The organism is Bacillus cereus group sp. BfR-BA-01349 (genome assembly GCF_022663795.1).
In the GTDB taxonomy this organism is placed as follows: Bacteria; Bacillota; Bacilli; order Bacillales; family Bacillaceae_G; genus Bacillus_A; species Bacillus_A cereus.
Genome location: NZ_JAKUGE010000023.1, coordinates 61,894 through 75,385, shown reverse-complemented (window position 1 = coordinate 75,385; position 13,492 = coordinate 61,894). Strand labels below are relative to the sequence as shown.

Here is a 13,492-nt window from a genome sequence, read left to right as displayed (position 1 = left end):
ACGGTACAAGTCTCTGAACCATTCGATTATGTCACCATAACCACTGGCTGCTGATTGCCCTCGCCTTTTATCGTTAGGGTTCCCAGTCAATTGAGTGAGTAGTTTAAAGTCTGAGCCGATTAGTTAACCCCGACTAAATTAGGAACAATCTTATCTTGAATTGTCATTGTTGTCCCAATCGTGCAACCTGCACCCGCATGTGTATCTGGCATAATACGAATCTTGCTATCCTTTACGAATTCTTGGTTACAAAGATCAATAATTTGACCTGCTGCCGTTTCTTCTACATTCGTAGTATATACTTTTGCTTCATTGTATTTTCCTCGTAATTTCAACATCTTCTATTTCCCCTTCCCTTTAGTTTCTACAAAACATTAATTTATACATATTTATAATTATATTTTCCACCACTACAGCTCATTTCCTTTTTTATAAAAAAAGACACAGAGATTCCTCCCCATGTCTACTAATTTCCTACCTTTTCACCGCATGCACATAATGCACTGTCTCAAAAGCTTTCAAATAATCGTTTCGTCCTTCAAAATATAATTTATTTATGTCTTCTGGCGATAAATGTTCATAAATGAGTAAGCCCGCCTTCTCTAACAGTGCTTCCATTTCGGCATAAGAAAAACATGATTTCATCGGTTCTCCGCCTACCGCAGCCATTTTTACCATATTTTCAACTCGATTGGACAGTCCCTTTTCCGTAAACAAGTTTTCATCGGGATAATCGAAAACGATAGAACTTCCTGCCGGAACCACCTCAAATAAACATTCTATTAAACTAGAAAGTTCCTCTTTCGTTAAATAGTACGTTACACCTAATAGACTAAAGAACGTCTTTTTATTTTCAAATCCTTCATTCCGTAACTGCTCATAGAAAAATCCTTTCGTGAAATCCATCGAAACAAAATGAAGGTTATTTGGAACTTCAAGTTCTACTTCTTTTATTCTTTCCTTCTTAAACGCCTGCGTAGAAGGATGATCCACTTCAAATATTTCTATTTTATTCTCTAACTCTCGGTTTCTAAAACTGAACGTATCTAAGCCTGCACCGAGTATGACGTATTGTTTCGCTCCTAATGTAATTTCATGTAGTAATACTCTTTCACAATATGCGGCACGTGCTAAAGGTGTTGGTGATAACTGAACTTGTGTAATCCATTTTAATATTTCTTTTGGATTGTCTTGAAACTGCTCTGCAATGTCTGTATTGAAAAAGTGAATCCCTTGAACCATGTTCGTTTCAATATTGTTACGTTCTTTTTGTGAAATGAAATCTTTAGCTACATAATCATTAAAGATTTTAGGACTATCAAATTCACTATGATACGCCCTTCCGAATGCTGATACTAACGACGTTACACTTGCTTCACCTTGTTTCACGCACATACACTCTCCTTCATTTTCACAACAAAAATAGGGTTCCCCTGGCCAGGAGAACCCTATTATACACCTTATTTTTATATTGGTAAATTATAGCATAAATAAGTTTTTTTGTCAAGTTTTCAGCCTACTAACGCTCCAATAATTTGTGTAATCTCTAGCAGGAAGATTTCGATCTACACCGAACATTCCAGTTCATAACAATACAAATGGAGGGCGTCATGAAAAGATTAGTCATCATTACAGTTGGAAAAACACACAGTGGAAAAACTACATTTGCAAGAGCATTAGAAAAAGAGTTACCCCACTTTTTCGTTATGGATCAAGATAATCAAGCTGAATTTATTAACACGCATTACGAAAAATTACAGCCGGCTAAAGGCCCTAATACATTTAAGCACGGTCTTTCAAAATTCATTGTTGATTATGCGAAAGAACATTCAAATTTACACCTTATTATTAGTAACTCCAATCGCAGTAAAAATGGAAGGTTATATTTACTAAACGAATTATTTCCACAGAATGAATATGTACGCATACTCGTTCATTTTGACATTCCAGATGATGTACTTTACGAAAGAGTGGCTCGAAGCACGCGAAGTACCAATATTTTTAGAGGTGGATATTCTAGTTTCAAAGAAGTATTCGATCGACAATAAACTGAATCACTTCACGATGATGTGGTAGATCCTATAGAAAATGAGGCTGATTATTTGTTTGTTATTCGCAATAATAAAGATATAAGCTTTACTATTGAAGAAATTGTTCATCTAGCTAAAGATTTATCCCCTACTCCAAAATAAGAGATTATAAAAATTACATAATCATAGATTATTATGCAAATACTTCCTCTAGACGGCGCAGATGGTATATAATGATGGAAGAATCTACTTCTATATGCTCATTTTTACACAAAACAGTTCATGCATATGAAAGAAAAGAGGTACAAAAATATGAAAACAAAACAAACAATTGCTGCGTCTACACTAGCTTTAGCAATGATTGCTGGCGCGAACCCTGCTCATGCTGAAGTAAATGATGCTACTCCTCAGCAAAGTACGGGAGATCGATTAGCTGAAATTAAGCAACATAAACAAGAGTTAGATGCGAAATTACAGCAACACAAAGAAAACGTGGATCAAACATTAAATGAACTTAACAAGGTTAAGGAAAATGTTGATACGAAGGTAAATGAACTACATGAACGTAAACAAGTTGCTGATGAAAAAATTAACGAGATTAAACAACATAAACAAGAGTTAGATGCAAAACTGCAGCAAGACAAACAAATCGCAGAAGATAAAATCGCTGAAATTAAAGAGCATAAAAAACAAGTAGAAGATAAAGTTGCTGAAGTAAAAGAACATAAGCAAAATATCGATAACAAAGTGAATGAGATTAAAGAACATAAACAAACTGTCGATGAAAAAGTGAATGAAATGAAGCAACATAAAGAGAACATTGATCAAAAGGTTAATGAACTTAAGGAAGTTAAAAAACAAGTAGATGAAAAATTAGCTGAGTTAAAAAAAGCGAAACAAACTGCTGAGGACAAACTCGCTGAACTAAAAGAAAACAAGCCGAATACCGGTAACACGTTAGAGGAACTTAAGAAAATTAAAGGCAATTTAGACAGTCTTTCCGCTAACTTAGAATTAGCTAAACAAGATGTAAAAAACAAACTAGCTGTTTTACAAGAAGCTAGACAAGATTTAATTAATAAAATTAACGAAATTAAACAATCGAAACAAACTGTTTCAGATGATTTATCAAAGAAAAAACAAGACTTAGATATTAAAATCAACGACTTTAAGCATACTGAGAAAAAAATTGACGACAAATTAGCTGAGTTACATACAACGAAGCAAAATGTTGATAACAAGATTAATGAAGTATCACAGTCTAAACAAACGCAAGCAGATAATGGTACTAAAAACCATAACGCTAAAGAACTTCCTAACGCTGGTAGCGAGCAATCAAACAATATGGCTCTAGGAATGCTATCTGTATTAGGCGGTGTTTTATTACTTACTCGTAATAAAATTAAAACGTTATTCTCTAAATAAGTCCATAAAAAAAGGAAAACCGCACATACATGTACGGTTTTCCTTTTTTTATATTAACTGTCCATCTCGAAGCGTCAATATACGATCACATACATCAAGCATTCTTTCATCATGTGTAATCATAATTGCTGCTTTTTGGCTCTCTTTCACTTCGCGTTTCATCATTTCAACAACTTCACGTGCGCGTTTTGAGTCTAAGCTTGCCGTTGGCTCATCCGCTAATATTAAATCTGGGTTGTTCATGAACGCACGAGCGATTGCTACCCTTTGTTTTTCCCCGCCAGATAGTTGATTTGGATAATGATTCTTTCTTTCTCCTAATCCAAATGCCGCTAATAAATGATCTGCACGCTTTCCGGATTCTTGTTTACTTTCTTTTTTTAGCTTTGCAATGTAAAGTAACTGTTCTTTCACATTTAAATATGGAACAAGGTTTGCAAACTGGAAAATGAAGCCGATTTTTTTCAAACGAATGTCTGTCATTTCCTTTTCTGATAGCTTCGTAATATTTTGCTCGCGAATGTAAATATCCCCTTTTGACGGTGATAATAAAGCACCAGCGATTGATAATAACGTACTTTTCCCTGATCCAGAAGGACCAACGATTCCGATAAACTCTCCAGCTTTCACATCAAGCGACATCGGATGAAGGGCTGTTACTTCCGTATTTCCTTCTCCGTACACTTTACTTACTTTGTCTAATTTTAATAATGAAGTCATTACATCCCGCCTCCAATTGCTTCTAATGCATCAACTTTTAATACTTGATATAACGAAATAAGTGTTCCTAAAATACTAATAACGATAAAGATTGCCGCATATTGTGCAATCATCGGTGTTGTTAATAAGAATGGCATACCAGCTGGTAAAATTTGTTCTAACCCTTGTACAAGAACAATACTTATTACCATCGCAACGACTGATAAGAATAACGCCTGTACGACTAAGCTATTTGCTAAATAAGAGTTCTTCGTACCAATTGCTTTTAATACGCCTAATTGCTGTGTTTTTTGCAGTGTAATAACGTAGAAGAATACACCGATTAATAACGCAGCGATAACAAGTAAGAATGCAATGATCATCGTCAATGTTCCTTGCTCTTCTTTAAATCCTGGAATACTTTGCAGTACTTCTTTTTTGTCGATAACATGTGCATTTTTGATTTCTTTATCTGTATTCAGCGCAATTGCACTATAATCTTTTTGATTTGGTTGTGAAATAGATCCCCATACGTCTTCATTTACATACACAACTGGTGTATGGCTAAACATTTGATCTTTCGTAAATCCAACGATTGTAAATTCTTTCTTTGAAACAGGATCAATAATTGTATCTCCAATATCAATTCCTTTTTCTTTAATTGATTCGTCAGCAACCATTTCGTTATTTGCTGTACCTAATTTCTCACCTTTTACAATTTTGGGTTCTAAAAATGAATCACGTTCACTTGAGAAAATAGCGACATCCACTTTTTTCGAACTATCTTTCTTTTCATATGTTGAAACTTTCACACGAAACGGAACGGCTTCTTTCTCGCCTACTTGATTTACTACGTTATCTACATCGTCTTTCTTAATTTGTGAACGAAGTAATTTATTTTCCGCATCATCTGCTAAAACGAACTTATTCGCCTCCATATTTTGAATCGATGAAGCATTATCATATGATAGTCCATTTGCTAATCCTGAAATAACAAGAACTAAAAATGATAATAACACCATAATCAGTCCGATTAATCCGTATCTTAATTTTGATTGTTTCAATTCACGCAGAGCTAAAAACATTTCGCTCGCTCCTTCCTCTTTCTTTCTATGCACTAATCATAAAAAAGAAATATAAACGGAATATGAACAGAAGATTACAGAGAGTAAGATTTAATTTTCAGAAAGTATTGAAAAAAATTAAAATCCTTGATACAATTCAGCCAAATAATATTGACCGAGTAATTTAATTCAAGGAGTTGATCATGTTGAAGCCCGTATTAACACTAACTACTTATAGTCAACTAAAAGCATTAAGCGATCCACTACGTGCCGAAATGATGATGCGTCTATGCGAACGTCCTTATACAGGACAATTACTATCTGAGAAATTCGGCATTTCAAGGGCGAAAATTCATTATCATTTAAAAGAATTAGAAAAGAATAGTCTTATAGAAATTGTTTATACAGAAGAAAAGAATGGAATCATTCAAAAGTTTTATCAATCTGTCGCTAGAGGCTTTACCCCTGCCGCAGACCTATTACCTCATTTAGAAATATTAAGCAAATCAGGTCGCCAAATCTTTTTAAAAATGATAGAAAGAACAAAAAACCAAATCTTCGCTGCGCCAGAAGAAGCTTTTACATTACGAAATGCAAGTGAAGATCCAGCTGAGTGGAATTACGTTTCATCCTGCTGGGAGTTTGATGCTACGCCAGAGCAATTTCAAGTTTGGGTGAAAAAGTTTCATGAATTGATGGCTGAATTAAACGAAATTACAAAAGGTGCAGATAAAGATCCGAATAGTAAACCTTATTATATTTCTACTACTGCACTTCAAATCGCTGAGAGAACAATGCAGCAATTTGTTAAAGAAGAAGAAAAATCGTAATACGATTTTTTTTACCAAGACGGTCAATTTTATTTTACCGAATAAAATTATTATAAAGGAGTAGATAAAGTGGACATATTAAAAAACCGAAATTTCGTCTTATTATTTTTAGGGAGAATTTTTACAAACATAGGAGATAGCTTGTATTATGTAGCAGCGATGTGGCTCGTATATAAGCTAAGTGACAATCCCTTTTATTCTGGATTAGCTGGTTTCCTTACGTTATTACCTTCTGCACTTCAATTTCTTACTGGTCCATTCGTTGATAGATGGTCAATTAAAAACACCCTCGTCATCACACAAGTTTTGCAATGCATTCTTATTTTAATCATTCCTATTACACACTACTTCGACCTATTAACAGTCCAACTACTACTCATCATCATGCCAATCGTAGCCTTTATCGAACAATTCGCCTATCCCGCACAATCGAAAGCTTTACCACTTCTACTGCATAAAACACAATTATTAAAAGGAAATTCACTCTTTTCATTTGCATATCAAGGCATTGATTTAATTTGTACGACGCTTTCTGGAATATTAGTAGCACTACTTGGCGCAATCACTTTATATGTAATCGACTCTTTTACATTCGCGATTACTGCCCTTTTGTTCGTTTCATTGAAAATGCCACAGCAAACGGAATCAGACACAACACTTTCAACTAAACAATATTTCTCTGATTTAAAAGAAGGTTTTTCAATCGTATTTCGTTCATTAATGGGCGTCTTCTTAATCGGTTCCGTTGTCGCTAATTTTTCAATCGGTATGATGATGGCAATACTCCCTTCTTTCACTGATTCCTTAGGCGGGGTGAAATTATACGGTTTCTTTTTAGCCGCTATATCCGCCGGTAGTTTAATTGGAGCACTATTCAGTTCATGGGTTGGTAAACATAGTGTTGGCCGTGTCTCCATTATTAGCTTTGGGACTAGCGCTTTCTTTTGGTTTCTCTCTACGATTGTACCGTTTCAATGGTTATCTATTCTCTTATTTGGCTTAGCTTGGATACCAATTGGGGCGACCAACATATTATTTGCGACAATTGGTCAAATTGTAATTCCAAACCAGTATCTTGGGCGCATCAATTCAGTTACACGAAGTATGGGCACAATTGCTATGCCGTTCGGTTCTTTAATTGGCGGATACACTGCTAATGTATATAGTAGCCAACTTATTTTCGCGCTCGCTAGCATTGGAATTTTATTCATTTCTCTCGTATGGCTGCTTCATCCGAAATTACGGGCTTTGCCGAAAGCAGATGAAATTACGGCGGATACTTTTGAGCTTCAGTTTAAGGAAGAACGGGTAAAAGGTACTGCTTTGTAACAGGAATACAGTACGTGAAATTTATATCAGCGATTTTTCAAATATATCAGCGCAAATAGAATTATATCGGCGATTTTCAAAATATATCGGCGCAACTCAAATTATATCAGCGATTTTCCGATTATATTGACTTACCGACATAAAACGACAAAAAAAGAGGCCGTTCCGAAACAGCCTCTTTCTTTCCATCTATTTCGGAAGCTCCACCCGAACGGTCGTTCCTTCCCCCTTCGTACTATACACCGAAACGTTTCCATGATGCAGTTCAACAATCTTCTGCACAATCGACAACCCTAAACCGCTACCTTCTACGTTTCTCGTCCTTGCTGTATCTACTTTGTAAAAACGGTCAAAAATACGATCCATTTCTTCTTTTTCCATACCGATTCCGTTGTCTGATATAGAAATAATGACACTAGACTCTAACTCTTCGACGAAAAACTCAATCGTTCCACCATCGTTTGAAAACTTAATGCTATTCGTGAAAATGTTACTCCATACTTGGTGAAGTAAGTTTTCATCACCTTTTATAGTGATATCTGGCACATTAAATTCAACGGCGATATCTTTTTCCCGCCATTTCCACTCAAGCATAAAAATGACGTCTTTAATTTGCTTCTGCAGATTGAATTCTCTTATTTGTAGAACCTTTTCCTCTTTATCTAATGAAGCGAGCGTAAGTAACTGTTTACATAAACTAGACATTCGCTTACTTTCACCCTCAATAATTTGTAAGTAATGATTTCTTTCTTCCTCACTCATCTTTTCTGTTTGCAACGTCTTTGAAAAACCTTGTATGGAAGAAAGCGGCGACTGAAATTCATGTGAAACGTTCGAAACGAATTCTTGTCTCATTTCATCTAGTTCTTTTATATTTTTCGTCATCTTTTGGAAGCTTGTAGATAACGTTCCTATTTCATCTTTTCGTTTTACATCTAATTCAATTTCATATTCCCCACTCGCAATTTTTTGCGTAGCCTTCGTAAATTTACGGATTGGGCGAACGATATAACCTGCTGCAATCGCTATAAAAATAATACTTAATAGTACGATAAACCCTAGTAATACCGCTAGAAAAATTCTCATCTCGCCGAATTGTTGTTGAACGTCAGGGCGAATGAATAAAGCGTACTGTTTATCACCGTGTTGTACTGGGACACCGACGCTATTAATTAATTCATTATCGAAAAACCCTGTAATAAAGAGACGCGTTGGATATGTAGAAACACCATTAAACGTTTCTCCTTGCAATACTTTATGAACAGTAGCATCGCTAATAGACGTCTTACGAAACGCATTACCGATACGCTTTCCATTCTTTTGATCATCGACAATATAAATTTCATACCCTAACTTTGCGATAGAATGTAAGTACGCCTCTTGATTTTCTTCACTTTGCTTTTCATATAACGATTTAACTTCTTCAGCATACTTTAAAATCTTTTCACTGTTATACGGTTTTAACTTCACTTGATAATATACGTTCGTTAATAAAAAGCCGATAATACTACTAAGTAGCATAATGCCGACCGTCATAAATACAAATCTAGAATATAGTGATTTCATCTTAGTTCAACTCCAACTTATACCCGAGGCCGCGCACTGTCGTAATTTGAAAATCATCCGTTCGTTTTGAGAAACGATCTCGCAGCCTTTTCACATGAACATCAACTGTTCGTTCATCTCCTTCAAAATCCATTCCCCATACTAATTCAATTAGCTCTTCTCTTGAAAATGTTCTTCCAGGATAACTAGCAAGTTGTGATAATAACTCAAATTCCTTTAAAGGAAGCAAAATTGTTTGACCGTTACACTTTACTTCTACACCTTTTCGATCAATTGTCGTTCCGTGCAACGTAATAATATCTGCACTCAGCATTTGATAACGTCGTAATAAAGCTTTCATACGGAAAATCACTTCAGCTGGTTCAAATGGTTTTACGATATAATCGTCCGTACCAGAAATGAATCCTTTTTCTTTATCAACTAACTGATCTTTCGCCGTTAATAAAATAACCGGTATATCATGATACTTCCGGATTTCTTCACATAACGTATAGCCATCAACGAACGGCATCATAATGTCTACGATCGCAAGATGAATATTTTCCTTCTCTAAAACATCTTGCGCTACCTTTCCATCTTCTGCTTCAAAAACTTTAAACCCCTCTTTTTGTAAATGGTAATGCAACAACTCTCTAATATGCTTATCATCATCAGCTAATAAAATATGTATCATCTTCATTAAACCCTCTCTTGTTCATCCTTCTACATCCTTACCTTAAGAAACAATTGAATTTTTTGCAAGAAAAAGAATCTATTTTGAAAGAAGACTATTCAAAATAGATTCTCACGTTTTAGTATTAAAATTATTTTAATCAAAAACAATTTCTAAGCCTTCGAAATATCAACAAATCCTTCTCCGAACACATCACGAACATCGTGTATAGCGATGAACGCCGCCGGATCCGTAGTTTGAACAATCCGTTTTAGCTTCACTACTTCTTGCTTATTAATAACAACATAAAGAATATCCTTCGGCGTTTTCGTGTAATAGCCATGACCTGAATACACGGTAACCCCTCTCCCCATTAAGGTTGTCACCTTCCCGGCAATTTCATCTGGATTATCAGAAATAATCGTAATAGCCTTCTTCGGATTTAACCCTTCAATTACAAATTCCATCACTTTCGTTGCTACATATAGCATAATAATTGTTATCATCAGTTTTTCTGCACCAATGATGAAATAAGATGAAAACGCAACGATTAAATCGAAGAACAGTAGACCGTAGCTAATACTCCAGCCTAAATACTTATGCGTCATTCTTGCTAAGATCGTAGTACCTGCTGTCGTTCCACCAACGCGAATGATAAGACCAATACCACACCCGATAAATATTCCTCCGAAAATGGCATTTACAAGCATTTCATCCGAAGCAATTGTCCAGCCTTCTGTTAAATGAAGAAATAGCGAGTTAGTCACTACAGCGATAATCGTATAAATTGTTGTAATCTTATTTAAAAATTTATAACCAGCTATTAACAAAATCGCATTTAAAATTAAGTTAACTAAGCCTGGTGACCATTCAAATAAATAGTACGTAATAATCGTGATACCTGTTACCCCACCCTCACCAAACTCGTTCGGGATAACAAACAAATTGACACCTAATGCAAAAAGAAATGCACCAATAATAATAAAAATAATGTCTGTCGTTCTTTTTTTCATACAGTACCTCACTTCTTATGTAAATATTTATTCTGTCATAAACCCTCACCATTATATCGTGGAATATTCAAATCGAACAGTGGTTTGTTTTTATTTTAATATAAGATAAAAAATCAACATTATTTATTATGTACTGCAAATAAAGTTTTGATTTCAACCGTAATTTACTCTTAAAAAGAAATGCTGAACATTGACTTGCGCAAATTTCAAATAAAAAAGTACCCATCTAATTGTCATACGCAATGAGATGGGTACTGCATGATACATTTAGTTTTTACATGTATTGTTTGGAGAAAATTGCAAATAACGACCTATACTCGCCTTATTAAGACCAAATCCATACATCATCATTATTTTCAGCGTTCGTCTTTGCTTCATGAACTTTTTCAATATGATCAACTGTGTTCCAGTTAATAGAAATACCACCCCAGCCTACATACTTCATATCAATTTTCACTTTCTCACCCGCATTAAATACTTGTCCCTTTGTTAAGAAAACATCAATAATAGCTTTCTTTCCATTTAGCGATGGATACTCAACTACAACATATTTAGTAGCACCGTCTCCCTCATCTTCCATCGTTCCTACTTTTGATACTTCTCCAATTACATAATTAGGTGAGCCATCTTCTTTCATGTGCATACCTAACTTGTTTGTTGTATTTTCAACTGCAGTTGCAACCATATATTCTGTAAAATTACGCATCATAGATCCAGTAGCTTTTACTTCATCTCCTACTTTCACATTTGAAAGTGAATCAATATACACACTAACCGGTTCCTCATATTGCTTAGATTTTACAACAATTACACCGTTATCTACTTCTACTACTCGTCCTTCTAACGTCGAGAAATTCGATTCAATAGAAGCTGCACTCGCTTTTGTTACTTCTAGTCCTGGTAAATTTGTTCCTGATAATGCTGCGATCCCTAAAGCACCTGCTAAAATTAATTTTTTCATACCCATTATGAAACATCTCCATTCATGATGATTTTATTTTTTTGATTGGTATCGACCAACCTGTAATCATTATAGTTACAGGTAGTGAAAATAACAACCGTTTTCCTCATGCAATGTTGCATACTGTAATTTTCAAATATAAATCGGTTATTCCTATATTCAACACTAAGACTGAATTCTTGAATCCCAGCAGGTAAACGGATTGATGATGAAGAAACTAATGTCATACATCATGTTTTTCAATGATACAGTTTGTATAATCGTAGTCCATTACATTATGTAGGAGCGGAGTTAACATGTTAAAAAAACCAAAGAGATTACAGCCAGGAGATACCGTGGCAACAGTAAGTCCTTCGTGGGGAGGAGCAGATAACGATATGGCAGGACTCAAATAAATAAAAAACACTCCTATAAGATATGACTGTGAATTGGTACTTTTCAAATGATATGAAGATTACTTATCTAATGATAAAGGGGGATTTACGTGTATGGAAGTAACATTTACAGTAAGTAAATGGGATGAAAAACTAATTGATGATACTAGAAAAGATTTCCCTATTAATATTGCCCATGTTGAATATGATATTGATGGAGAATTAAAAGGAAAAGCTTTTGTTGAATACTTATTATATTATGTAGACTCAAATATAAATGATGGTCACTTGGCTACGGCTAAAATTTCTGGATTTTTACACTTTGAAGGAATTTATAAGGGGCAACAAGGGACATTCACAGCTATAGAGCAAGGAATATTTGATAAAGGAAATTTAGATTCCCCAGGAACAATTATTAAAGCTACCGGTAACTTAGAAAATCTGAGAGGGTCCTATAATTATCAGTTTACAGGTCAAACTAGTAAACTGATTTTAGAGTTTGAATTTTAGCAAAATACCTTACATTTTAGCAGAAAGGACATTTCTTGTAATACTCGGAATGTCCTTTTTGTTGACGAGCTTATTCAACTATTTTCTAATAGTTAAGAAAAGAACAGAATATACGTTATGGGGGAATTAAAACGCTAAGCCTGAGAGGCATGGAGAACCCACTTATTCATTACTTCTCCTATTAAAGAATAATCCCCGAAAAACTTCCCTGCATAACTTCTTTTCCAACTTGATTCACACATGTAAACATCGCAATTATCTTTGTACGTTTTTTTCATCAGGTTCTAATTGTTCAATTGTTACGTCACAACGAATCGTTACTATTAATTGGTGACTTTCGATCAAATAAAAATCGCCTCTTATAGAGAGCAGTTTTACTTATATTTATTCTTATGCAAATTCTGAAGCATATTCTTCGTATGTCTTTAATGTATTAAGCAATCGAGCTGATTCAATCATGATTTCGTTCGAAGAATCAGTTACACAAATGACAATAAATCGATTATCATCTCTATCTCCAAACAATCCTTCTGATTCAAGTTCCATTAACACATTTAACGTTTCTTTCAACAGTGTATTTACTCGTATATTAAAGTCATCATCGACAATATTATGATATTTCTTAATAATTTTTTTCACTTCATCAAACATTCCAAAATCGTCCCATTCGCTCCACTCAACAGCTCCGTATCTATAATAATTGTATAAAGGGTCCGATTTATTAACTTTGATTAGTCTTTCTTCATTAGCCACTGGTCCAATGCTATTGACACAATCGTCTGTTAATATGGAGTACCCATATATTGTGTCAACACCGCACCTAGTTAAAAGTTCGTTATAATGACAACGAATTGCATTTTTCAATTCAACATAAAAACTTTTTTGAAGATGCATTTTCATCGTATTTCCTCCATTTTTTTGTAGCGACCTGCTGTTACATATTTCAATCTTAACATGAAAATCAACATTAAACGTTAACTGAGCCAAAATAAGAAAAACCGAAACTCAAATCATTTCGGTTTTTCAAAACTATAGAAGT

The 13,492-nt window shown here is 34.6% G+C and carries 13 protein-coding genes and 1 pseudogene; 5 read left to right on the top strand and 9 right to left on the bottom strand.

Translation table 11 applies throughout. The features are described from left to right. Positions 1-119: 119 nt before the first annotated feature. Together MR169_RS14635 and MR169_RS14630 are read right to left on the bottom strand one after the other, a co-directional pair. Positions 120-338, bottom strand: a complete 219-nt coding sequence (locus MR169_RS14635) for an RtcB family protein (RefSeq protein ID WP_000916247.1) — start codon at positions 336-338, stop codon at positions 120-122. Positions 339-474: 136 nt separating this feature from the next. Continuing rightward, the gene (locus MR169_RS14630) at positions 475-1,395 is read right to left on the bottom strand and encodes a class I SAM-dependent methyltransferase (protein ID WP_002164096.1); all 921 of its coding nucleotides are present in this window, start codon (positions 1,393-1,395) and stop codon (positions 475-477) included. A 215-nt stretch (positions 1,396-1,610) separates the two neighbouring features. On the opposite strand from MR169_RS14630, the pseudogene MR169_RS14625 reads away from it, so the two are divergent. Beyond that, positions 1,611-2,192: pseudogene (locus MR169_RS14625) on the top strand (ATP-binding protein). A gap of 150 nt (positions 2,193-2,342) precedes the next feature. Beyond that, positions 2,343-3,455: an LPXTG cell wall anchor domain-containing protein gene (locus tag MR169_RS14620; RefSeq protein WP_242319592.1), complete on the top strand. Its 1,113-nt coding sequence runs from the start codon at positions 2,343-2,345 to the stop codon at positions 3,453-3,455. A 48-nt stretch (positions 3,456-3,503) separates the two neighbouring features. Here MR169_RS14620 and MR169_RS14615 read toward each other — a convergent pair whose 3' ends face one another. After that, complete coding sequence (locus MR169_RS14615) at positions 3,504-4,175, bottom strand: ABC transporter ATP-binding protein (protein ID WP_000202607.1); 672 nt, start codon at positions 4,173-4,175, stop codon at positions 3,504-3,506. Next, positions 4,175-5,239 carry an ABC transporter permease gene (locus tag MR169_RS14610; RefSeq protein ID WP_000477762.1) on the bottom strand — a complete coding sequence of 355 codons (1,065 nt, stop codon included), beginning with the start codon at positions 5,237-5,239 and terminating at the stop codon, positions 4,175-4,177. Before MR169_RS14610 ends, MR169_RS14615 begins: the two co-directional genes overlap by 1 nt. Positions 5,240-5,424: 185 nt before the next feature. Here MR169_RS14610 and MR169_RS14605 point away from each other — a divergent pair, with 185 nt between their 5' ends. Then, entirely contained in the window at positions 5,425-6,048 is a 624-nt protein-coding gene (locus MR169_RS14605; RefSeq protein WP_033683910.1) for an ArsR/SmtB family transcription factor, read from the top strand. Positions 6,049-6,117: 69 nt separating this feature from the next. Next, the gene (locus tag MR169_RS14600) at positions 6,118-7,377 is read left to right on the top strand and encodes an MFS transporter (RefSeq protein ID WP_242319591.1); all 1,260 of its coding nucleotides are present in this window, start codon (positions 6,118-6,120) and stop codon (positions 7,375-7,377) included. Between the two features lie 189 nt (positions 7,378-7,566). Here MR169_RS14600 and MR169_RS14595 read toward each other — a convergent pair whose 3' ends face one another. The 4 genes from MR169_RS14595 to MR169_RS14580 all read right to left on the bottom strand — a co-directional run bounded on the left by MR169_RS14595 (position 7,567) and on the right by MR169_RS14580 (position 11,575). Further along, complete coding sequence (locus MR169_RS14595) at positions 7,567-8,943, bottom strand: sensor histidine kinase (protein ID WP_000839490.1); 1,377 nt, start codon at positions 8,941-8,943, stop codon at positions 7,567-7,569. A gap of 1 nt (position 8,944) precedes the next feature. Then, positions 8,945-9,622: a response regulator transcription factor gene (locus MR169_RS14590; RefSeq protein ID WP_000781962.1), complete on the bottom strand. Its 678-nt coding sequence runs from the start codon at positions 9,620-9,622 to the stop codon at positions 8,945-8,947. Positions 9,623-9,768: 146 nt separating this feature from the next. Continuing rightward, entirely contained in the window at positions 9,769-10,608 is an 840-nt protein-coding gene (locus MR169_RS14585; RefSeq protein WP_000747484.1) for a YitT family protein, read from the bottom strand. Between the two features lie 325 nt (positions 10,609-10,933). Next, positions 10,934-11,575, bottom strand: coding sequence for a F0F1 ATP synthase subunit alpha (locus tag MR169_RS14580; RefSeq protein WP_000525524.1), 642 nt, complete (start codon positions 11,573-11,575; stop codon positions 10,934-10,936). A 482-nt stretch (positions 11,576-12,057) separates the two neighbouring features. Here MR169_RS14580 and MR169_RS14575 point away from each other — a divergent pair, with 482 nt between their 5' ends. Continuing rightward, positions 12,058-12,453 (top strand): DUF3224 domain-containing protein, encoded by a 396-nt coding sequence (locus MR169_RS14575; RefSeq protein ID WP_000454083.1) that lies wholly within the window; start codon positions 12,058-12,060, stop codon positions 12,451-12,453. Positions 12,454-12,843: 390 nt separating this feature from the next. Here the strand turns inward: MR169_RS14575 and MR169_RS14570 are convergent, their stop codons facing one another. Further along, complete coding sequence (locus tag MR169_RS14570) at positions 12,844-13,353, bottom strand: DUF4303 domain-containing protein (RefSeq protein ID WP_242319590.1); 510 nt, start codon at positions 13,351-13,353, stop codon at positions 12,844-12,846. Between the last annotated feature and the right edge of the window lie 139 nt (positions 13,354-13,492).

What these genes read in the sequence shown, in the direction of transcription:
- MR169_RS14590 (WP_000781962.1), bottom strand. Translation starts at nt 9,622, where the DNA reads ATGAAGATGATACATATTTTATTAGCTGATGATGATAAGCATATTAGA.
- MR169_RS14635 (WP_000916247.1), bottom strand. Translation starts at nt 338, where the DNA reads ATGTTGAAATTACGAGGAAAATACAATGAAGCAAAAGTATATACTACG.
- MR169_RS14610 (WP_000477762.1), bottom strand. Translation starts at nt 5,239, where the DNA reads ATGTTTTTAGCTCTGCGTGAATTGAAACAATCAAAATTAAGATACGGA.
- MR169_RS14585 (WP_000747484.1), bottom strand. Translation starts at nt 10,608, where the DNA reads ATGAAAAAAAGAACGACAGACATTATTTTTATTATTATTGGTGCATTT.
- MR169_RS14595 (WP_000839490.1), bottom strand. Translation starts at nt 8,943, where the DNA reads ATGAAATCACTATATTCTAGATTTGTATTTATGACGGTCGGCATTATG.
- MR169_RS14570 (WP_242319590.1), bottom strand. Translation starts at nt 13,353, where the DNA reads ATGAAAATGCATCTTCAAAAAAGTTTTTATGTTGAATTGAAAAATGCA.
- MR169_RS14615 (WP_000202607.1), bottom strand. Translation starts at nt 4,175, where the DNA reads ATGACTTCATTATTAAAATTAGACAAAGTAAGTAAAGTGTACGGAGAA.
- MR169_RS14575 (WP_000454083.1), top strand. Translation starts at nt 12,058, where the DNA reads ATGGAAGTAACATTTACAGTAAGTAAATGGGATGAAAAACTAATTGAT.
- MR169_RS14630 (WP_002164096.1), bottom strand. Translation starts at nt 1,395, where the DNA reads ATGTGCGTGAAACAAGGTGAAGCAAGTGTAACGTCGTTAGTATCAGCA.
- MR169_RS14620 (WP_242319592.1), top strand. Translation starts at nt 2,343, where the DNA reads ATGAAAACAAAACAAACAATTGCTGCGTCTACACTAGCTTTAGCAATG.
- MR169_RS14580 (WP_000525524.1), bottom strand. Translation starts at nt 11,575, where the DNA reads ATGGGTATGAAAAAATTAATTTTAGCAGGTGCTTTAGGGATCGCAGCA.